A 21,379-nucleotide genomic window follows, 5' to 3' on the forward strand; every position below is an offset into this window, starting at 1 on the left:
TTAAGATAATTTTTCTTTCCTATCAGAAAGCAATTTCATCCTCATCAAAGAATAGTTTAATGAACCAAGCCTTTTATGATCAAAAAAAGACTTATGATCAACTCTTCTTAAAGCAGTTTGTAGCCGAGTTGAATAATACTCTTCCTCTTCAACTTTACCTTCAAATCTCCAAGTCAAAGAACTTAGTCTGAATATTTTCAACAATGAGTAAAAATTACCAGAAGCTTCAAAGTACTCCCAAAGAAACTCATTTGCCTTATTGAAAATAAAAAGGTTTCTTTGGGAAAAGCCATAGCCATACGCTTTACAAAACTCTATAAGATCATTACGGTGTATTTTACTAACATCCCGCTGACCGACTAGAATTTCTCCTTTCTTTACAATAGCACGATATCGATTATAAGCGTTTGAACTTGATCTAACGACATCATCAAGCAGCTTAATTTTTCTGTCATCTTGTTTCTCTGCATTCGCAATTTTCAAAAGCACGTTATTAGCTGCGGATGATTTTTTATCTTTAATCTTTGTATAAAGAGAACGTAGTTCTTGCAGCCTCTCGTCTTTCCCTTTTTCACTACAACCTACAATGATATCCTCTGCCAAGTAATAATCACTACTTTTTTTCTTAGTATATTTTTGAGATTCCTTTGCGGATTCCACTGCTTCAGTGAAGCATTTTTTAGATTCATAACTAAGTGCAAGCGCTATATAGATTCTTTTCTTCTGAATATTACTAGGACTACCATTTTCGACAACATCATTTAAAACCTTAATAGATTCATCATGCTTCTTTATCATCCGAAGAGACCGCCCCAAGACAACATTAAGACGTGTTAAATCAATATCGGGACAATCTTTAATATGCATTAAAAGATCATTACAACAACGAACAGCATCTCGATGCCTATCGTTAGAGCGTAACTGCTCACAGTATAGTACTGCTATCTCATAAGCTTTTTTAAGATTCGACTGATCGTCATTTTCAAGAGCCTTTCTAATCAAATTAATAGCTATTGAATGAGGATTACCTACACCATTACCAGCAAGACTTGTGAGAATAAGCTTTGAAATCCTATTAAGTTTTATTTCGCCTTGTTTCCAGCCAGTACCAAATGTAATGTCGGCCGCACGAAGTGTTAATTCATATACTTCATCTGGACTCATATGGTCCAAAACATATTTTCTAACAAGTGGCTGGACAGTGTGTATTTTTTCTTTAGAAAGTTCAGGGTCCACTCCATCCAAGGAGTCAGAAGTTAACAAAGAAGTTTCTAATAGTCCCATATTCTGCAACTCTTTTAGATGTTTCAAATGAAATGGGTACGAGTTATTGAACCTTCTAATATTTTTAAAAATCTCCCCTGCGGGAAAAACTGACAAAACCTTTAAAAGCTTAAAACTTCTATCATCGTTATTCAGTCCTCTTTTCTTAACCACATTAACAGCTCTAATAAGTTCAGTTGGCATAGAGTCATCTTCTGATCCAACTAGACCAGTAGCAGTTTCTGACTCATTATCAACCAGTTCATCTATGGATACGACTGACAAATCAGACAGCAGCTTATCTAATTGCAGTGGAATACCTGACGACAACCGACTTAAAATTTCATAATTTTCACCGTAAGCATACTCCTCTCCTCCATTTTCGTGATATTTTATATAACTCCTAATATCAGCATCAACTAACGGCCCCAACGAAATGCTTTGCATTTCAAACTTAGAATTTTCTTTTCTCCCAATAAAAATTAATTTCATATCTTCAGAGAGATCGGTAATTATCGAATATATATTATCTAATGCTTCAAACCAGCCATCTTTCTTTTCAGCGGTTTCTGTCACACCATTTAAGATCAAAACCATGTCAGACTCTTGCGAAGCAATCATGACAAATATCTTAATATCACTACCTAATTGCCTTTCAATTTCAGCATATATATCGTCACCGGTTACACAACCATCAATATCAACATTAAAAATACGCTTTTCATATAATGATGATTTATCATCTTCACAAATAGAGTGAATAAACGAATACTCCCCAAGCCCCCAATTCGAGCACAAAAAAGCAGCTCTATCATCATCTAGAGCTGAAGAGAATTGATATCTCTCAGCAGCTCTTATCTTTTCGTGAGTGTGATTCGGAGTAAAATCCCATAATTTTAAATCATCAATTGATATACCACTTTCACCTGTTACAAAGTCCTCAGAGAATTCGATTTCAGCTTCGCTAATCGGCTTACTAGCATCTGAATTAAGAGTTTCATCTAGAGAGATTCTGTTTTCTAAAAACCTTTCTTCAAGCTCGCTAAAGAAAGAATTGCAATCAATACCCCCATAAAGCCTAAACCGTCCTCTCGAAATCCCTGAACCTAAATTCCCTATTAAACTAGAGTAGTTCTTTTCAATTTTAAGCGGATCAGCATCATAAAATGCCCAGAGAATATCCAAGTCAGCCTTACTATTATTTACTATTGAACATAATGCTTCATGAAATACGTCATCCCAACCACCATACCCAATCACTAATAACAATCGCTCAGATAAAATATTCTCTAAAGAAGCTTTTAAACTAGGACGCGGACTACTTAATTGAGACGGTGTATGTAACGTATCTGAACCATGCCAATAGCCATGAAGATGAGCTACATGCCTTAATTCAGAATCCAAGCTTTGAATTTGATCTAAACTACCATCAGTATCGAAAAAAGATTGCAAAGACCTCCCACCTGCACAGTTAATTGAAACTGCAACTAGAGGATCAAAATTTGTTGTGATGACAGGCCCATTAAACTTATTAGTTGCAGCTAAAATTTTCCCTAAGCTTTTTACTCCTTGAGGGAGATACCATCCATCCAGATCTTTATCCAATTCTTCATGGCTCATGGAGTTATTACTACTATCTTTTCTTGCCTTTAGTACTGCATCTTTCACTATTGAGTTAACTGCCGATTGACTAGTCCAGCTGCGTAAAAAACTAAAAGCCCTTTGATACTGTTCCGCCCCTGACGCCTCTCCTACTTCTTTTTCAAAGTCCTCATTTAAACCTTTTGTAGTTATGTGTTGCTCAATAAGCCGAAGAACACCCGGAACACCCGGAACACCCGGAACACCTTCTTTATCAGGCATTGAAAGCGGAGACCCGACAAGTATGGCTATATCTTTTTCACTATGAACCAAAGCACTTATTAATGCGTTTTTTGAAGCCACTTCTATCACGTCGATCCCTCTCAAAATCTAATAAATCATCTATTAATCATGTACTTAAAATTTAATGATAATGCTTTATGCTACACAAGAGAATCCAGTTTTCTATTTGATAACCCAATTCATTATAAAGAATGCCCATAGTACTCAAACGAATAAATGATTGGTCTTGGTCTGCTTTCTTATACCGCTGAGATAGGCCGAAAATAGAATCTAAAGTTGCCTTTAAATGAGCTTTTTAGATCTCTCCTACAGAAAGAGAACTCCAGAAATGCAGTAGGTTATAAAACACACGTTGATTACCCTTTGACATCTTCTCATTACAATACTTCCAAGAGACAATATCTCTCCCAAGTTTCAAACCACCATCAGCTAGTAAGCTATATATACTGGGGACACTGGACTAGCCTTACTTCGGCATCAACATCTCCGAGCGCACCCAATAAACTACAAAGCACTCGCAATGGACCTTCTTTACTAGCAATTTCTTAGATTCGTATCTAAGCACACTTAGGGCTTTTTGGAGCTGATTTAGTTCTGCCTCTAGGTGTAACTGATGAACGTGCCTTTGATATTTGTGGCAATAATTCCCAAGTCAGAGCGGCCAAATCTACAGTTCCATTTATTGCAGACCTAAACAGCCGTTGAGAAGCCTCAAGCAACCTTCTACTCGAACCAAAGCTTCTTGGTAAATGTTGGTTTTAGATAACTGAAGATAGGTAGATGAACGCATCGTGTGTACTAACCTGTGTTCTAAAAGTTAGATGCACGTTCTTAAATCTGCAGAAAAGATTATAAAAACAGATATATAGGGATTGGTGATGACCCCACCAGCCACATTCCGGCACATGAATCCACCGCTGTGGCTGCTCCCTTCCGGGCCTGACCAGGTTCACGATTTATCATTGCGGAAGGACCAGCAGGGCCACCATAGCGGGCCTGAAGGGCCTTGTCTGAGTTAGATCACTCAAGACAGGCGCGCAGTATACCAGTGATTTTTTGAGATGCAAATGCAATTATTTAACTCTCTGTTTTTATAGAAATAAAATTCATATTCAGACCCATGACTCAACCCTCAAGGTCTCTACTGAACTCCTGATATTTCTCTGCATTTTAGCCGTCGATGATTAGGATCTAACCTATACTGATACGACCAGATAACAAAACCACTGATTAATTTGTTAAGGGTTTCTTAATACCATGGCTTTTATAGTGGCTCTGCTGTTAGAGTTAAACGATCTAGGATTTGTTGTATGAACAAACAACAGGATAAATGCACATGGAAGAACATTTAAACCAGCTAGGACTTGCCCGACAACCAATTTTTGACCGCGAACTCAATGTCGTGGCGTACGAGCTGTTATATCAATCGGAGCACGGCGAAGCTGTAGCCAAATTTTTAAAAGGCGACCAAGAATCCTGTAACGTCCTAATCAATAACTTCACCAGCATCTATGATTCTGGCACATTAAAATCCTTACCCGCGTTTCTCAATGTCACTGAAGGCTTTATTCGTACCGAAAGCCTACCAAGCCTATCGCGACATAATTTGGTTCTAGATGTTAAACAGCAGCCTAATATCACACCTGAATTGCTTGGTTCACTGAAAAAATATGTCGATGCTGGCTACCGCTTAGTTTTAGACGATTTCACTTACAGTAGTGACTACGATGAGCTGCTCAAACTTGCTCATATGGTACGAGTTGATATTCGTAAACATAGTGATGAAGCGATTGTTTCCCACTTGGAAAGCATGCGACCTTTTAAGGTAGTTTCTCTTGCAGAAAATGTTGAGACTCATGATGAGTATGAGCGCTGCCACGCCTTAGGGTTCAGACTTTTCCAAGGTACATTTCTCTCAAGACCAACACTAGTCGAAGGTAAAAAGTTAACGTCCAATCAAGCTATCGTAATTCATCTATTGGCTGCCCTTCAGGATCAAGATGTCACTCCTGCAGTACTAGCAGACATCTCATCTCGCGACCCGCAACTGACCTTCAAACTGTTGCGTATCGTCAATTCTGCGCAATATAACCTGCCGAATAAAATCGAGAGTTTAAGTCAGGCGATCATTGCCTTGGGCATGAATGAAATTAACAAGTGGGCCACCCTACTTGCCCTGTCGAGTAATGATGAGAAACCAAGCGAACTGATCCGACAGATCCTAATGACAGCAAGAATGTGCGAATCCGTCGCTTATCGCACTGAAGAGATTGATTCTGAACTCGCTTTTATTACGGGCGTAATTTCAATGCTGGACGCGCTACTTGAGATTGAACAAGACTCCTTACTTGAGCAACTATCCGTCTCTGATGAAATTGTCGAAGCAGTGACAAGTTACGAAGGTCCTGCTGGTCGTTTACTGCAAGCAGTCAACTTCTACATGATTGGCCAATCGGCATTTAAGCTGCCACCTCATATTCAAGAAATTTATGCCGATGCTTATTATGATGCTTTGAGCTGGAGTAATGAGACCATGCAGCTTATGTCAGGTTCTCACTTATAAATTAGGCTGAAAAATCGATAACAGCTGAGCCCTCACCCAGCGGCACATTGGATCTTGATGGAAGCGCTCATGCCAATAGAGGTAGAGCACAACCTCAGGTAGATCAAATTCAATAGGCAGCGGCTTAATCACTAGGCTGCTGCTTTTTACCAAATGCTGGGCCATTACTTCGGGCAGTGTAAAAATCAGATCAGACCCCTGACCAAACTCCGCAACCGACATAAAACTTGCGAGCCTCAGCATCACCTTCCGATCCAAACCGAATTTTTCTAATTCGATATCCATCATGCCAGGGCCCTTACCAGTAATGGAAACAAGTCCATGAGATGCCTGTGCGTAATCATTCAAACTAATAGAACCTTGGCTGGCTAAAGGGTTAGTTTGATCCAGAACACAAACATGACCTGTACGTGCAATTGGAAAGCGTCTGAATTGGTCTTGCCCTGAATCAGGAGATAGCCCAGTGATTGTAAAATGCACTTCACCTTTTGCGAGGTATTCGAAATGTTCTGGTCGCTGAGAAACAATCTCTACCCGTAAGCTCGGTGCCTTTTCACGCAACATCCTTACCACATCTGGCATCAACAGAATCAATTCTAAATCCAAGCCTGTTAGCTTAACTACGCCCTCGGCTAGTTCTGGGTTGAATTCCTCCGGCTGCATAATCGATGCGACATCCTGTAACAATGGCTTTAACTGCTTTTCCAGATCAACAGCACGCGCACTAAGGTCATAGCCATTTCCAGTTCTAACTAAGAGAGGATCATCAAGTGTTTGACGCAATCGCTGTAACGCTCTGCTCACAGCTGGTTGGCTCATCTGCAGGCGTTCAGCTGCTTTAGAAACATGGCGCTCAGCTAACAACGCTTGTAGCACAACGAGGAGATTTAGGTCGACCGAACGTAAATTCATTAAACGAATAACCGAAATATAAAATATGCATTAGACGCATTTATGATTAGCCATTAAAGTTTGAAAAGCAAATCCAAAAGATGACGCTAACAACTTGTAAAGATTCGTAAACTTGACTGCAGCACAATGTTATTTATGGTTGCATAGCTAAGATAATTTGAGGACAGAAGTAGATGCCATTTAACCACAAAATTTTGAATGATAATGACAGCTATGGGTGGGGCCCAGTCCTACTTCATTGGTTCATTGCATTATCGGTTATTGGCCTTTACCCCCTCGGTTTATATATAGAAAGCTTAAGCTATTACGATCCCGAATACCGGACGGTGCCGATCTGGCATAAAAGTATCGGCATCCTACTAGCAGGTTTGTTGATTACACGCATCTTGTGGCGTTTATTCAACCGCTCGCCAAAAGCCCTGCCGCAACCAAAAAAGATGGCAATTGCAGCAAAAGCCGCACATGTATTGCTCGAAGTTTTACTTCTACTTACCTTGTGTTCGGGCTACCTGATTTCTACCGCTGATGGTCGAGCAATAGAAGTTTTTACTTGGTTTAGTATTCCAGCACTACCCTTCGCAATGGAACAGCAGGAGGATATTGCAGGTGAGATTCACTTTTTGATAGCAACAACACTCATCGTGCTAGCAGCATTACATGCATTCGCTGCAATAAAGCACCATTACATAGATAAAGATACAACACTAAAGCGCATGCTAGCGCTACGCGAGGAACATTGATGAAATCTAAATTTATTAAAGGGTTGGCGCTAGCCTCTCTAATCACTACGTCCCCTCTTTATGCTGCGGATTACGTTATTGATACAAAAGGTGCGCATGCATCTATTCAATTCCGCATCAGCCATTTGGGCACTAGCTGGTTAACTGGCCGTTTCAACACATTCTCGGGTGAATTCAGCTACGATGCTGCAAACCCTGCGGCATCTAAAGTAAATGTTGATATTGATGTTAACTCGTTTGACTCTAACCACGCTGAGCGTGATAAGCATATCCGTGGCGATGAATACCTAGACGTAGCTAAACACCCTAAAGCGTCTTTTGTTAGCTCTTCATACACGCCAAATGAAGATGGCAGCGGCGTAATGAAAGGCATGCTAACACTTTACGGAACAAGCAAAGAGATCTCTATCGACGTGAAAAAGGTAGGTGAAGGAAAAGACCCTTGGGGCGGATACCGTGCAGGCTTCGAAGGTACTACAGAGATCCAACCTAAAGATTTTGGCATGAACTACCAGCTAGGCCCTGGAGCTGAAACTGTATACCTAGAACTTCATATCGAAGGTATTCGTAAGTAATTTCGATTTCATCTCAAAACAAAAAAGGCGAACCTTATGGTTCGCCTTTTTTATATTCAAAACTGGATTTAGTAATCTGCATATTCCGAATAAACGCTGACTTCGTTTTTATCTGATACCGCATAGACTTTAAAATCGTCCTTTCGAGCGCCTTCCATATCCATACCTGGGCCACCTGATGGCATGCCTGGTACAGTCAACAAACGGATATTATCGGAATTATCAGCCAATAACTTTTTAATATCCTGCGCCGGTACATGACCTTCAACGACCAAGCCATTTACTACACCAGTATGACAAGACGCACCTTGAGCAGGTACACCTAAACGCTGCTTGATTGGCGATACATCATGCATCTCAATACTATTTACGTTGAAATTGTGTTGCTCAAGATGGGTGATCCATTCCTTACAGCAACCACAAGTCGGGCTATGGTAGACATCGATCTCATAACTTTGATCTGTTTTACCCTCTTCCCAATATGGGTCTGCTGCGAAAACAGGCATACATAAAACAGCGGAAACCAAACCAATAATTAACTTATTCATTCAACAGCCTCTACAGTTAGTCTGTATATTTTATCGGGTGCTGGAGCGTAGAGCTATACGATTTTATTCAAGTCATTACAGGACGATAAATTCAATTTGAGCGCTCGCCCCTGAAATACTTTGAACATAAAGCTGATAAGTTTGGCCTCCCTGCAGAGTCAGCTTTTGTTTATTGCTGGAACCTTCAAGCAACTTGCCATTGAGATACCAATTAAGACTGCCTTCACGTCCCTCGGCTCTAACATCCACTTCTATCATCTCCAAACCGTTGGTGTGATATACCTGTTGCGGGTTGATTCCATGCAATCTTAAAAGTGCACTGGTTTGTAAGATTGTTTTGCATTCGCTATTAAAAAGGGGAATACGCTCATCCCTTCGCCACTGTTTAGATATCCAAGGCTCCATCGCTGCAGGCCAAACAAAACTTGATTGGCTTTTCATAGGACCAATATCGCACTCCCTTGTCACCCTTAAGCCTGATTGTTGATCCACTAAATAATTATATTGCGGGTTATAAAATCGGTTTTGCCCTAGAGGCTCAGGATCCAAAGTACGCGGGGTATTTTTAGCAATCGTATAAGCAACTCTTATCTGATCACAGGCCTGATCACTAGACATCACAACCCTACCATCCGGCCAACAGACAGACTGCTCCACAACATCCTCAGGTTTTGTGATTGTATCGGCTTCGGACTCAAGCAATTGATAGAGCTGGAACAATAAAGGACCTGCCAAAACACGTCCCATAGTTTTCTCCATTGGCGAACCATCAGGCCTACCGAGCCAGACCCCTAGCGTATATCTTTTAGATACGCCCACTGCCCAGACATCGCGATAGTCCCAACTGGTGCCAGTCTTCCAACCAATTTTGGGAAGGTGAGCCCGAGAGTAACCATCGATAAATTGATCTGGCGGATCTATATTTGCAAGGGCATTCCAAGTAATCCATGCAGCTTCGGTGCTCATCAATTGCCGAGGTAGTTGCCCAGATTCATCATCACCGGCGTCTTCAACTCCACCAGCGACAGAATACTTTAATGGCGCAACTCTGCCTGAATTCGCCAAGCTCGTGTAGAGCGTTACTAAATGCTCTAAAGAGCTGCCAGCACCACCTAAGATAATTGCGGGATTAGCGCGCCCACCGGGAATTCGCAGAGAAGCACCAACATGATCGAGTTTGTTAGCAAAACGCTGAGAATCGTAATGCTGTATCATTTGAACAAATGGCAAATTAAGTGAGCGTTGTAATGCTGAGGATGCGGATACAGGCCCCGAGAATCCTTGGCTGAAATTACCAGGCCGATATTGCCCAGTCACTATAGGCACATCCGCTAATAGGGACTCACTATGGATAAGACTGTCATCCAGCGACAAACCATATAAAAAGGGCTTTAAGGTGGAGCCCGGAGAGCGTATCGCTGTGACCATATCGACATGACCGAAGCGCTGTTCATTTAGAAAGTCTGCAGACCCCACGTACGAAATAACCTGACGGCTCTGATTATCAACTAACAATGCCGCCGCCGAAATTCCTTTAGCCTGTCGAGATACATAACGCTTTATCTGATCAGAGAACTGCTGCTGGATACCACTATCAATCGTCGAACGTATAACTTTGTTTTCAGGTTCCGACTGTTTCAAGCGTCGACTCAAAAGTGGCGCGTGTATCGGGTTGGATAGAGGCCATACAGCGACATCTTCTTGCTTTGCCCGTTTAACACTTTCTTCACCCCAAATTTGAAAGCTAAGCAAACGATCCAATACCTTATCTCGATATTGCTGTGCTAGTTTTGGATGCCTATCTGGCCTCAAGCGTGAAGGCGCCTGAGGTAAAACAGCTAGTAGAGCAGCTTCAGAAAAGCGTAGTTGTGAAGCTGGCTTTTGTAGATATTGTAAGCTCGCAGCTTGCACCCCTTCGATGGTTCCACCAAAGGGCGCCTTATTGAGATATAGGGTTAGAATTTCATCTTTAGACAAATGCCATTCCAACTGCAATGCTCTTAATATCTGCTGCAACTTACCCCTTACGCTACGCGGGCTCGGATAGTGCAAACGCGCCACTTGCATGGTCAACGTAGAACCACCAGAGATAATCCTACCTTCTGAAAACCACTGCCAACCCGCTCGCAGCAAACTCAATGGATTGACGCCGGGGTGTTGGTAAAAATAACGATCTTCATAAGTAAGGAGCGCGTCTATATACCGAGGCGAAACTTGATCAATGGAGACGGGGTATCGCCATACGCCATTGTGATCAGCGAAGGTACGCAAGGGTTCGCCATTACGGTCGAGAACAACCGTAGCTGCTCCTCCGGCTGAATTGTCATGTAAGGGGAAAGCACGATCTGCTATCCATAAACCTGCCGCGATAAGACAAAGCACACAACAGGTAAATTTAAAAACAAATCGCATCTTTCCTCACATCAAACGCTTAAGGTGCATACGTTTAGGTACATAGATTCAAGGAGCCCTCGTTTAAGGGATAACTGTTAAGTACTCAATACTATTAGCAACACCCCGGTGGGCCGGTTTGTACATTGACTCAGCCTGTACAGGTGGTACTAAGTAATGCCCTGGCGTTACAGCTCGGCTTAAGAAATAAACCACCTGCTCGCGTTTTTCTGGAATATCAACGGCGGCAACATAACGATCATCTTTAAAGGCTTGATAGGAGATCATCGCCTTCTGAAACACGGTCTCTCCGTCAATACGAATATCCTTTAACTTAAGCGCATGCTGAAGGTTCTGATTTTCAAGCTCTACCCCAGCAGGTAGCAAACTCACCAACAAACCATCTGGCACACGTTCTTCGCTATAAAGCCTCACACGTGTTAACAATAAATCGCCTGTTTTTAATACCTGATTCCTCTTCAGTAATTGCGCATTACCATCCAAGACACGGAATTGATCTATATCTAAATTGATCCCTTCATTCACGCGTTTTGGCATCTGTTTAGGGATACCCGTCCAATGGAAACTTGCATAAGCCGGTTTGTCTTTTATATTGGTGAACACAGTAGATGCTAGTTCTAAACTATCAAGATTACGACCTAGCTCGGTCGTAGCTTCCAGCAGCGTCTCAATTTCACCTTGAAGCAATTTCCCCTGCCATTCTCCCTCTTTATCCATTTGATTAAGGGCATTCGACAAGTGCAGTAAAGCCGCCTTTTCCTGTGTGCTGAGCCAACGATGTTGCTTCAAAAGAGCGAGTAGGTCGGGGATCTGTTGCAAGGCAACGTTGTGTAATGAACGGGCATTAGGCTGTTCCAGAATGGTATGGATCGCCATCGCTTTATCGCGAATGACCGAGCCATAATCCCCTAGATAACCCTCAGCTCTTTCATTTTCCAGAGCCTGCTTCACTAGGTTTTCGCCTTCTTGCAAACTACCGGTTTCAAAAATTGCTAACCCTAAGTGCACTCCCGGCAGCACACCACGAGAGTCGTTGAGTTGCTGCTCTGCCAGATCGCGCAATGGCCCTAAGGTCACTTCACCCTGCTTAGCCAAAACATAAGCAGCATAAGCTTTGTAGGATATTTCATAATGGGAAGGGATATCTGACCAAGTTCTAACCGAAATCGCTTTACGGTTATGTACGTAAGCACGTAGACGACCTACAGAATTAGTCAGCATGGCGTTAGGTACAGCAAAACCTGAACGATCTAAATGCAGCAAGAAATCTGTCGCGTAAGCCGTTAACCAATGCTCTTCTGGCGAGAACTTATCCCACAAACCAAAACCACCATTGCCTAGCTGCAACTCGCTGTAACGACTGATCGCAGCATTAATACCATTTTCAAATTGAGAATTAGTGATAGAACGCGTGTAAGCCGGAGCTTTCTCACCTGCCAATAACAACGCCAAAGGTTGTGACTTACTGGTAGTTTGCTCTAAACAACCATATGGATAACTCATCAGGGTTTTAAAATGCTGCTGAGCATTCAGATCCGGCGTATTCGCCACACGTAATTGCGATTGAAGTTTGGTGAGGTCTTGAATAGCTCCGGAAGGAAATTGAATGCTTTCCCCTTCTGCCAATACACGCATATTTGAGCCGTAAACCGCTGGATATGCCGAGCGTACACCTAGCTCCCATTCACGATTTAACTGAACATCACCGAAAGTAATCTCTGCACTGATTAACCCTTCGCCCAACTCAACTGCATCGGCAACCAAAGGCAATACCTGCTTCTCGCCTTTATCTAGTGACAGTTCAAAACTATCTTGCCTTAAACTCACTACACCCTGATGAGTTAACTTCACAGATATATTTTGAGCTTCATCAGACACATTGGCTAAATCCAACGCTAAGGTCGTTTGATCTCCGACAGCTAAAAAGCGAGGCATGGATAACTGAGCCACTACAGGAGAAGCAACTTTGGTTGTTTCACTCTCTAAACCAAAGCTATTTTCAGACATCGCCAACGCAGTTAACGTCAGCTCGCCATCAAATGCTGGCAGATCAAATTCAACCGTCGCTTCTCCATTTTCCAAAGAAATTGGAGAGTGGTATAGGCTCAAAATCTCTACTTCAGTCGGAGGCACTTCGCCACCACGCTCTAGCTCACCATCACCGCCCCAACGAATCTGAGCGTCCTTATACATATGAGGCTCAATTAAATCATTGTACATATCGCTGATTTTCGGTTTATAAGAACGACGGCCGTAGAAGAAGTTAAAAGGATCGGCTTGCTTATAGCCCGTCACACTTAACACACCGCTATCAACTGCTGTTAGGCTGATGTAGTAATCACCCTCGACAGGCTTACCTGCTTTGTCAGTGACTTTAAGGGTTAAGTTAGCTTTGGTTTCTGGAAGTAGTGATTCAGCAACTTCAATGGTTACATCGAGTTCACGATCAGCACGATCCAAAGGAAGATGTACAATACCTACACTACGCTTACTTACTTTGTCTTTATGCTCTGTTGGCGCGACGACAAAGGCACTAATATAAACATCGTGACGATTTAGATCGGCAGGTAGAGGAATCTCTACCTCAGCTTCACGATTGTTTAACAGAACTTCTTGGGAATGTAGAACCTGATCGGTTTCAAGAAGTACCACCGCTTTGCCCTCGGTTGGCGAAGCCAGTTTTACTTTAACGCGGTCTCCCGCTTGATATGACTCTTTATCTAACGCCAAGGTCACAAAATCAGGGCGGATACGATCCGAAGCTGTCTGCCAGCTGTAATACCAAGGTTCGCCCGCTTGGAAGGTATAAACGGTTTTACTCTTACCAGTAATATCATCCAGTTCTAAACGGTATGGACCCCATTCGACTGGCATGGACAATTGCTGAGGCTGATCTGATGCTAACCGAATAAATTCAGTCGCTACAGGGTATTCATTTTTCTCGATTTGATAGTGCCAACCGCGCTCAGGGGTATGACTCCAGAAATACTTCTCTTCCAATCGATAAAGCGTTGCTTTGACTTCTCCAGAGTTCAGTAATTGGCCCTGTTTATCAGCTCTCACCAATTCAAAACTAACCTTGTCATCTTTCCCAGATTGATCATTTTCGAAAGAAGGCTTCACACCGACAAAACTAGCTTTGGGCCAGAAAAGTGCTGAACGAGATCGGTTAATAGCGCGACCGCCGCTTTCGAACAAGCTATAGCGCACATTAATACGAGCGGGGCTTTCAAAAGATTGCGGGTTATATTGAGATAGATTGAACTCAGTTGAGGTTTCACCTGTATCATTCAGATTTACAGACGATAGACTAAACTGCTGCCAATCTACTGAAGAAGGTACGCCAAATTTAAAACCTTTTAGGTTTACAAACGGTTCTGTCCACGCATTTAATGTCACCTGTGTATCCAGACGATTCCCAGCAGCAACTGCACCGTACAAGTATTCCCCTTTTACAGGTATTTTGATTTTATCGTTCAGATCAAAACTTAGCGGTGATGCTGCTTGATCAAATACCAGACGAAGGCGCTCTGGTAAAAAGGCCTCTACTTTGAAATCAAAATAAGCCGCATTTTTCTTACTTGCTGGGCTAAATACTTTAGCTTGCCAACCACCTAAGAGCGCATTACTTGGAAAATCATATCGGAACTCATAGTAACCTGGCTTTGAAGGCTCAATTCGCCATGTTCCTGCTGAATCTGCATCGGGTTTAATTAACTCTATTTTTAAAGGCCCTGAAAGTAAGTTGCCGTCTTGATCACGCATAAGTGAACCAAAGACTAACTCCTCACCGGGACGGTAGATATTACGAGGGGCGAAGGTAAAAATTTCTACTTCTTTAGTCGGCCTGCCATGAACAGGATAATCAGACAGATCTAGAGAAGGTGCGTGGTATTTGAGAACGCTCACCTGCTGATTATGTTGCGCTAGGATCAAGCGAGGGCTCTTTCGTTGCCACTCATTATCAACTTGCCAGCTACCTTGTTCATCTGTTTCACCCGTTGCGATCACCTTACTATTACGATCAAGGATATTAAGGGTTACGCCTTTAAGTAGATCTCCGGTTGCAGCATTTTGGGCAATATAGGTCGTACTCTTTCCATAGTCTCTGGCTTGCAGACCTATAGCAGAAACGCTAAACCAGGTTGCTTGATAACTAAACCCACCGGGCTCACGAACCGTTGCTAAATAAACACCGCCTTGATCAATATTAGGGACAGAGGCAACGGCAAATCCGGCTCTATTACGCTTGTTTCTATCTTCTCCAATCCGAATACGTGCTGTGTAAACGTGATCGACTGAACGTGCCAGGGCATCTTCGTCGAAATACCATCGATCGCCACTTTTCAGTGATTGATATTCATCAAAAAACTGAACGCTGCTTTCCGGCTTTACCCGATAAATATTGATCTCTGCTTCCGGCACATTGACTGCAATCAGAGGTAAGGATTCCACCTTACCTGGAATCATTACGGCACCATCCGCTTCGAACGCGACTAGCTTAGGTAAATCTCTAGCCTTTAACGATTTGCTTACGCCTGTTTCAAGCACTGCCCCTGTAGCGCTTTTTAGGCCTTGTTTAATTTGAATATCATATTTTTGAAGCGGCTCTGGACCAATAAATCTAAGAGAACGTCCATCTTTACTGAGCACCGGCGTACCCAGATCTGGTGAAATCACCACATGACGTTCAAACTTTTGATCCGGATCTAAAGGAGAATTAAACAGGAGTGTTAGCGCATTAACATCACCGTATTCACGTTCTGATATATCTAGAACACCTAAGGCTTCAGCAACAGCATTTTGAACCTTATCACTTGCCGCATCTTTTTTAGCAGCATTTACAACGTCCTTATTATCATCACATCCCGCTATCAGCGCACAGGTAACCAGTACAGACCCCAGCAATTTAGAACGTGACATTCAGTACTCCTTTACATTTTGTAGGGCAGATTTAAGCTTTTTATCTAAGCTTCGAAGACTATTTGATAGTACATCAAGTTACACGACTTTTGTCCTGATTTCATACTTGCAAAAGATTACCTTTAAAGCGAGACTCATGCCTGATTATTGAGAGGTAATAGCGTGGACAAATCAGATTCTATTTATCACTGGGACAAAGAGTTCTTTGAGAAAAAATTATCACTACTAACAAACTGCCAGTTAGGCTTTGTTGGCGCTGCGCTCATGTTGATGATGATGAACCTTTCCAAGATCTATCTTCTCGCACCTCTCGGCGTAGGCTTGATCTTAGCTAGTTGGTACAAACACCACCTAGAACAAACCAAAGATCAAATGAAAAATATGTCTGTGGAGATTGCACCTAAATCAATCCTGTTAAAGCTACCTTCTGAAGAGACAGAAACACGCGTGACATTTCGCGAGATCGAAGAGATTAACCAACACAAAGAGAACATGGTGCAGATCATCACGCTTTACCTCAAAGAGAATGAAGATAAGCTTGAGATTAAAGCACTTAAAGACAGCGACAAGTTCGTTTCGACTTTGAAAACTCAAATGGCTGAGCAACTTTCAGATCAATAAACATATATATGGCCTTGCAGAAATCTCTACAAGGCCACTTATCTTAACTAAGAACAGATTGAAGAAACTGGTGTTGGCGGAGCCTGCACGACCTCCCAATTGATATCAGCCTGATCTTTGATACCCAACAGCTCCTGTAATGAGGATCGGCAGGGGCGCCAGTAATTCCTCACACTAACTGGATCTTCTGAAACGTAAAACCGCATCATCAAACCAGCTTGAATCGTAGAAATCATCTGCACAGTATTCTGCAATGATGCAGTAGACACCCCACCATTGATCTTTTGAAGAATGAGTAGCCGTTGCAGCGAGATATCATCATTTAATTGACGCAGTAACACCTGAACTTGTTGATTATATGTAGATGATGACACATATCCGAACAGTGCTCGCGCTGTCTCATCATGGGTAATCAAACAATCAAATAGCTCGGATTCTATTCGATCTAGAAACTCTTCCTTAGTTTTCGGGGTTTTGTAACCTTGTAATGTTAAGAGCATCCTACTGGAAAGTAATTGGAGCACCTCAATCTCAACTTCCGTCATTGTTCGGAAATGATGATAGAGTCCTCCTTTGCTAACCCCTGCCTCTTCAATCAACCTACCCGCCGTCAGCGCTTGTAATCCATCTTGACTGATGATGCGAGTTGCAGCATTAAGAATCAAACTCCTAGTTAGATCGGCGTTTCCATTTGGGCACATCACTTTGACCTTTTTTGCTTGGAACACATGAGGTAAAACGCCAGAAAATAAATCAGCTTTTCCACCTCTCTTTTCCTATGCTACGCCTCTAGTTATACAAACAACATCAAAACATAAGAATTTACTGATTTAGATCAAGCTGCATTAGCTTATCAATATAACCAATAAATCCAAAATTTAATGGCAAAATTTCATCAAAGTGAAATATATAAGATACCTTATAGTTTTAAAGAAAATACCCACTTGAATGAACAGTAAAACCACCTTACAAATTCAAATATATCCATTCAATATCAATAAGTTATACATATACTCTCGAAAATTTATATATTCAATTTCCTACAGGAATTTGCTTTTCCTATGCACCTATAAGATAAGAGTTACAAAAACTATCAATTTAATGACAAAAAGTTCCAAATCAATAAGTCTAACGCTGAAGAAGCATAAAACTCATCTTCAAAAATCGAACAAAATTCAAACAAAAACATAAACTTAATCGGTCAAATAACAACCAAATGTAAGTAGATTTTTATCTTTTAAGACCAAACACTCAAAAACTTGTATTTTTAATCATATAAAGCGCTATTCACCACTTTTCTGCTAGGGTTATCTCTGTCATGATCTAAACTTTAATTAACTATCTATCCCTTAGCGAACTCAGCTAAGTTACCAGCCAATGGATTAGGATATGGAATTAAGTAGTATATATGTCACTGTAATCGAGCCTTCTAAAGTTCAGCGCCACATCATCATCGGCCACTTAAACAGTTTCGGCATAAATAATATCGAAGAATTCTCCGAAGCGAAGCCAGCTCTTGAGCATATGCTTTCCTCTCCTCCGGATTTGGTGCTTTCATCTATGCATCTACCAGATATGACTGGTACTGACTTAGTTACCCAGATGCGTGGCTTAGGTGCTTTAGAGCACATAACCTTTCTCTTAATATCTTCTGAAACACACTATCGTTATCTTGAGCCTATTCGCCAAGCTGGTGCCATAGCGATCCTGCCCAAACCATTTAGCCGTGAAGAGATGGGCATGGCATTAAGAAGTACACTTGATTACATCACTGACTTTGAATCGGACAGCGACAGAGAAGAATATGATGCTTTGAGAGTTTTGATCGTTGATGACAGCAAAATGTCGCGCAACTACATAAAGCAAATGCTCGATTCGCTATCAATCCACTCAGTTGATACAGCCAAAGACGGCTCTGAAGCCCTTGAATTCATCGCTAACGGCAGTCGATATGACCTAATCATTACTGACTACAATATGCCTAATGTCGACGGTAAAGAACTTGTAGAGCACATTAGAAGCCATAGTGAACAGCCTACTGTCCCTATTTTGATGGTAACAAGTGAGCAAAACGAGAGCCGTTTAGCAGCTGTGCAAAGCGCTGGTGTCTCAGCTATTTGTAGTAAACCTCTTTCTTACGACACCGTAAAGCAGCTCGTGGAACAGCTTGTTACAGACTTTGATATGTAAGAGACATACAAGTAGACATAAAAAAACGCGGTATTAACCGCGTTTTTTTATGTCTTTAATCATTTAACTTTTATCATCAAGCAAGTTTTCTGGGGCAAAGCCCATGATCAAAGCCCCCCAGTGCTGACCATTAATATACAGAGGAATCGATAGGTCATTCAAGATTTCCCCAGTATCGCGGATGAAGGTCTGCAGTAAGAATGGCGCTGTAGAAGATGCACGACGAACTTCCGCACGATTACCGGCAAAGATTCGACGGTTACGGCTCTTCAAGTTATCTACCTCAAAATTACCCGTAATGCGCTCCGACACTTTAGTGTGGTGAGCTGCTGCATAACCATTACGATCTACTGCAATAGCATAGATAAACTCAGAACGCTGATTGATAAAGCTATCGAATAACGGACGCATCATCGCTTCGTATTGATCAGCATAACTTGTGTCGTACTTCTCCGGCATCTGACCATCATTTGTACGGACGTAGTTAGTATCAAACATGTTACAACCACGATTGCTTAACTCTTCCAAAGCATCTTGAACCTGCTGACTCCACTGACGACCCGTTTGGATCATGCCCTCAAAACCACCGTAACCGATGATGAAGCGAGAAAGCAGTTCCTGTGTTTCCTCAGTCGAGTGCTCTAGCTCTTCAGAGAAGCGACGTGATTGCTCAATCTCTCCATGCATTGATGTAGAGATGTTGGTAATTTCTGAAACATGATTATGCGATTCACGGTTTGTATAAGCCAGCTCGTCAATGGCAGCACTAATACTACTTAACTGACTGTTTAATTCTTCAAAGTCACTGACCAATCCGTGGAATTGATCATTTGTGCTACCGATAAACTCTTCTGTAGAGCCAACATACTCCAAAATCGTAGAAGCACTGTTTCGTGTACTACCTACTAAAGAAGACATCTGACTAATGTTTTGATCAATCTCGCTTGTTGCTGTGCTAACTTTCTGAGACAGATTACGTACCTCATCGGCTACGACCGAGAAACCACGACCTGCTTCACCTGCACGAGCTGCCTCAATCGATGCATTAAGCGCCAACAGGTTAGTTTGATCTGAGAAATCCTTAACCATGCCCAGGATCTCAGTGATGTTACGGGAATTAATCTCAAGCTGATGAACCGTCTCTTGAAAATCAGTCACCTGCTCTCTAATCGCTTCAACCTGATTCTGTACCCGTCCAAGTTCGTTACTTGAAGTGCGAATTTCATCAAGATTGCGCGTGTTACGTTCAGAGATCTCAAGAGTACTGCCGGCAATATTATCAATGGCTTGGGTGGCCTCTTGAGATGATTGGAAGACTTTCTGTGCCTGCTCTTCTTGTTGAGAGGCTGAACCTTGCGCTTCGATAAGAACTTTCTGTAATCGAGTTGAGCTAAGTGCAACGCTTACACTACGACGACGGCTTTCCGCAATCATTGCTTTTAAGCTAGAAGAGAATCCATTATAGCTTTCTGCCATCTCTGAGATCTCATCGTAAGTATACTCAGGTAGCGTCGCTGAAATATCACCATCCTTATCCTTAATCGCCTTCAAAATGTCTGTCATTTCATTAATTGGACGCAGGAATAGGTGACGCATAAAGAAGATGGTACCAATACCTGTAATAAGAGCGAATCCAACCGTTAAAGCACCGTAAAAGCCAAAGGAATCCAGATGGGACTGAATAAGCTCTACAGGTACAGAAGCGGCCTCAACTCCTGAGAGGCCTTGCTCAAGCTTCTCAAAGTGATAGTAACCAATAAGCAGTAAAACGATATGGGGTAAAAGTAGGAATAGGACGTTACCCAAGATCTTCTTAGTTAACGTATTGAATAAGGATTTCTCGATACTCTTGTATAGGCTCATTTTCGCTCTCATTATTTTTATCGCTGCCTGTGCCATCTCATTTGGCGAATAGTGCTAAAACTCCTTTTCCAAACAGCATAGACTATTTATATAGCGATGCGTTATTTGTTAACACTATGAAAACACATCAAAAATAACACAACCATTCAGCAATTCAAACAAACAGTCACCAAAGAACCCAAGCATTTTTTGATTGAAGATAAGAACGCTTTTCTTTCCAATCCGGGCAGTGCCTCTCAACAAGCGCCCAAAATTTAGGACTGTGATTTAAATGAGTCAGGTGTGATAACTCATGAATAACCACATAATCTATAATATTTTTATCCGCAAATACTAGTCGCCAGTTAAAGGTAATTTCACCTTGCGCCGAACAGCTGCCCCACCTACGTTTAAAACTCTTAAATTTCAATGAGTTATATTTTACATTTTTTTTATCAGCCCAATATTTAACTCGTTCAGCTATAACCTGTTCAGCCTGCTCTTTAAACCATTTTTTCAAAAATGCCTCAACACGCTCTGAATCACTCTTCGTATTTGAACGACGTTTACCCATAACCACTAATAGCTTGGCACCCTCGAATACAACACCCCATCGATCCCCATGACACCAATCCAGAACATATTCGTTACCCAGGAATGGAAACAAAGAACCTTTTTCAGTTTTCAAACAAAACGTTTTAAGGTTTTGTGACATAACTGCCTGTTTTTGCGATATCCATCCCTGTTTCTTAGAAATCCAAGCCTCTATCCACTGATCAGTTACCCATTCAGGAACCCGAATTGAGACGCCTTTTTCATCCACCTGAATAGCCGCTGTTTTTCTACGCGCACTTCTAAATATTGTGTACTGCTCTATAGTTTCATTCATTAGGTTATAACTGCTTG

General features: G+C 41.9%; 13 protein-coding genes and 1 other RNA gene. 5 read left to right on the forward strand and 9 right to left on the reverse strand.

What is annotated here, in order from left to right; genetic code table 11:
• The gene (locus ACMXYP_RS09880; RefSeq protein ID WP_415881475.1) at positions 1-3,216 is read right to left on the reverse strand and encodes an SIR2 family protein; all 3,216 of its coding nucleotides are present in this window, start codon (positions 3,214-3,216) and stop codon (positions 1-3) included.
• A gap of 813 nt (positions 3,217-4,029) precedes the next feature.
• Positions 4,030-4,126: signal recognition particle sRNA small type (ffs, locus tag ACMXYP_RS09885), an RNA gene on the reverse strand.
• A 357-nt stretch (positions 4,127-4,483) separates the two neighbouring features.
• Between ffs and ACMXYP_RS09890 the strand changes: the two genes are divergently transcribed.
• Positions 4,484-5,710, forward strand: coding sequence for an EAL and HDOD domain-containing protein (locus ACMXYP_RS09890; protein ID WP_415881476.1), 1,227 nt, complete (start codon positions 4,484-4,486; stop codon positions 5,708-5,710).
• On the opposite strand, the gene ACMXYP_RS09895 is transcribed toward ACMXYP_RS09890, so the two are convergent.
• A complete protein-coding gene (locus ACMXYP_RS09895; protein WP_415881477.1) occupies positions 5,705-6,622 on the reverse strand; it encodes a LysR family transcriptional regulator in 918 nt (305 codons plus the stop codon). The genes ACMXYP_RS09890 and ACMXYP_RS09895 overlap by 6 nt on opposite strands.
• A 173-nt stretch (positions 6,623-6,795) precedes the next feature.
• On the opposite strand from ACMXYP_RS09895, the gene ACMXYP_RS09900 reads away from it, so the two are divergent.
• Both ACMXYP_RS09900 and ACMXYP_RS09905 read left to right on the forward strand, forming a co-directional pair.
• Positions 6,796-7,362: a cytochrome b gene (locus tag ACMXYP_RS09900; protein ID WP_415881478.1), complete on the forward strand. Its 567-nt coding sequence runs from the start codon at positions 6,796-6,798 to the stop codon at positions 7,360-7,362.
• Complete coding sequence (locus ACMXYP_RS09905) at positions 7,362-7,937, forward strand: YceI family protein (protein ID WP_415881479.1); 576 nt, start codon at positions 7,362-7,364, stop codon at positions 7,935-7,937. Before ACMXYP_RS09900 ends, ACMXYP_RS09905 begins: the two co-directional genes overlap by 1 nt.
• A gap of 68 nt (positions 7,938-8,005) precedes the next feature.
• Here the strand turns inward: ACMXYP_RS09905 and ACMXYP_RS09910 are convergent, their stop codons facing one another.
• The 3 genes from ACMXYP_RS09910 to ACMXYP_RS09920 all read right to left on the reverse strand — a co-directional run bounded on the left by ACMXYP_RS09910 (position 8,006) and on the right by ACMXYP_RS09920 (position 15,820).
• Positions 8,006-8,485: a DUF411 domain-containing protein gene (locus tag ACMXYP_RS09910; protein ID WP_415881480.1), complete on the reverse strand. Its 480-nt coding sequence runs from the start codon at positions 8,483-8,485 to the stop codon at positions 8,006-8,008.
• A gap of 75 nt (positions 8,486-8,560) precedes the next feature.
• Positions 8,561-10,897, reverse strand: a complete 2,337-nt coding sequence (gene pbpC / locus ACMXYP_RS09915; protein ID WP_415881481.1) for a penicillin-binding protein 1C — start codon at positions 10,895-10,897, stop codon at positions 8,561-8,563.
• A 63-nt stretch (positions 10,898-10,960) separates the two neighbouring features.
• Entirely contained in the window at positions 10,961-15,820 is a 4,860-nt protein-coding gene (locus ACMXYP_RS09920; RefSeq protein WP_415881482.1) for an alpha-2-macroglobulin family protein, read from the reverse strand.
• A 162-nt stretch (positions 15,821-15,982) separates the two neighbouring features.
• Between ACMXYP_RS09920 and ACMXYP_RS09925 the strand changes: the two genes are divergently transcribed.
• A complete protein-coding gene (locus tag ACMXYP_RS09925; protein ID WP_415881483.1) occupies positions 15,983-16,441 on the forward strand; it encodes a hypothetical protein in 459 nt (152 codons plus the stop codon).
• Between the two features lie 47 nt (positions 16,442-16,488).
• On the opposite strand, the gene ACMXYP_RS09930 is transcribed toward ACMXYP_RS09925, so the two are convergent.
• Positions 16,489-17,142: a TetR/AcrR family transcriptional regulator gene (locus ACMXYP_RS09930; protein WP_415881484.1), complete on the reverse strand. Its 654-nt coding sequence runs from the start codon at positions 17,140-17,142 to the stop codon at positions 16,489-16,491.
• A 688-nt stretch (positions 17,143-17,830) separates the two neighbouring features.
• Between ACMXYP_RS09930 and ACMXYP_RS09935 the strand changes: the two genes are divergently transcribed.
• On the forward strand, positions 17,831-18,631 hold the full coding sequence (locus ACMXYP_RS09935; RefSeq protein ID WP_415881485.1) for a response regulator: 801 nt from the start codon (positions 17,831-17,833) through the stop codon (positions 18,629-18,631).
• 63 nt (positions 18,632-18,694) lie between these two features.
• Here ACMXYP_RS09935 and ACMXYP_RS09940 read toward each other — a convergent pair whose 3' ends face one another.
• Positions 18,695-20,494, reverse strand: a complete 1,800-nt coding sequence (locus ACMXYP_RS09940; protein WP_415881486.1) for a methyl-accepting chemotaxis protein — start codon at positions 20,492-20,494, stop codon at positions 18,695-18,697.
• Positions 20,495-20,660: 166 nt separating this feature from the next.
• Positions 20,661-21,362 carry a M48 family metallopeptidase gene (locus ACMXYP_RS09945; RefSeq protein WP_415881487.1) on the reverse strand — a complete coding sequence of 234 codons (702 nt, stop codon included), beginning with the start codon at positions 21,360-21,362 and terminating at the stop codon, positions 20,661-20,663.
• Positions 21,363-21,379 lie beyond the last annotated feature (17 nt).

Origin of the sequence: Neptuniibacter sp. QD34_54, assembly GCF_047778055.1 — a bacterium.
Taxonomy (GTDB): domain Bacteria; phylum Pseudomonadota; class Gammaproteobacteria; order Pseudomonadales; family Balneatricaceae; genus Neptuniibacter.

What these genes read in the sequence shown, in the direction of transcription:
- ACMXYP_RS09890 (WP_415881476.1), top strand. Translation starts at nt 4,484, where the DNA reads ATGGAAGAACATTTAAACCAGCTAGGACTTGCCCGACAACCAATTTTT.
- ACMXYP_RS09895 (WP_415881477.1), bottom strand. Translation starts at nt 6,622, where the DNA reads ATGAATTTACGTTCGGTCGACCTAAATCTCCTCGTTGTGCTACAAGCG.
- ACMXYP_RS09900 (WP_415881478.1), top strand. Translation starts at nt 6,796, where the DNA reads ATGCCATTTAACCACAAAATTTTGAATGATAATGACAGCTATGGGTGG.
- ACMXYP_RS09905 (WP_415881479.1), top strand. Translation starts at nt 7,362, where the DNA reads ATGAAATCTAAATTTATTAAAGGGTTGGCGCTAGCCTCTCTAATCACT.
- ACMXYP_RS09910 (WP_415881480.1), bottom strand. Translation starts at nt 8,485, where the DNA reads ATGAATAAGTTAATTATTGGTTTGGTTTCCGCTGTTTTATGTATGCCT.
- pbpC (WP_415881481.1), bottom strand. Translation starts at nt 10,897, where the DNA reads ATGCGATTTGTTTTTAAATTTACCTGTTGTGTGCTTTGTCTTATCGCG.
- ACMXYP_RS09920 (WP_415881482.1), bottom strand. Translation starts at nt 15,820, where the DNA reads ATGTCACGTTCTAAATTGCTGGGGTCTGTACTGGTTACCTGTGCGCTG.
- ACMXYP_RS09930 (WP_415881484.1), bottom strand. Translation starts at nt 17,142, where the DNA reads ATGTGCCCAAATGGAAACGCCGATCTAACTAGGAGTTTGATTCTTAAT.
- ACMXYP_RS09935 (WP_415881485.1), top strand. Translation starts at nt 17,831, where the DNA reads ATGGAATTAAGTAGTATATATGTCACTGTAATCGAGCCTTCTAAAGTT.
- ACMXYP_RS09940 (WP_415881486.1), bottom strand. Translation starts at nt 20,494, where the DNA reads ATGAGCCTATACAAGAGTATCGAGAAATCCTTATTCAATACGTTAACT.
- ACMXYP_RS09945 (WP_415881487.1), bottom strand. Translation starts at nt 21,362, where the DNA reads ATGAATGAAACTATAGAGCAGTACACAATATTTAGAAGTGCGCGTAGA.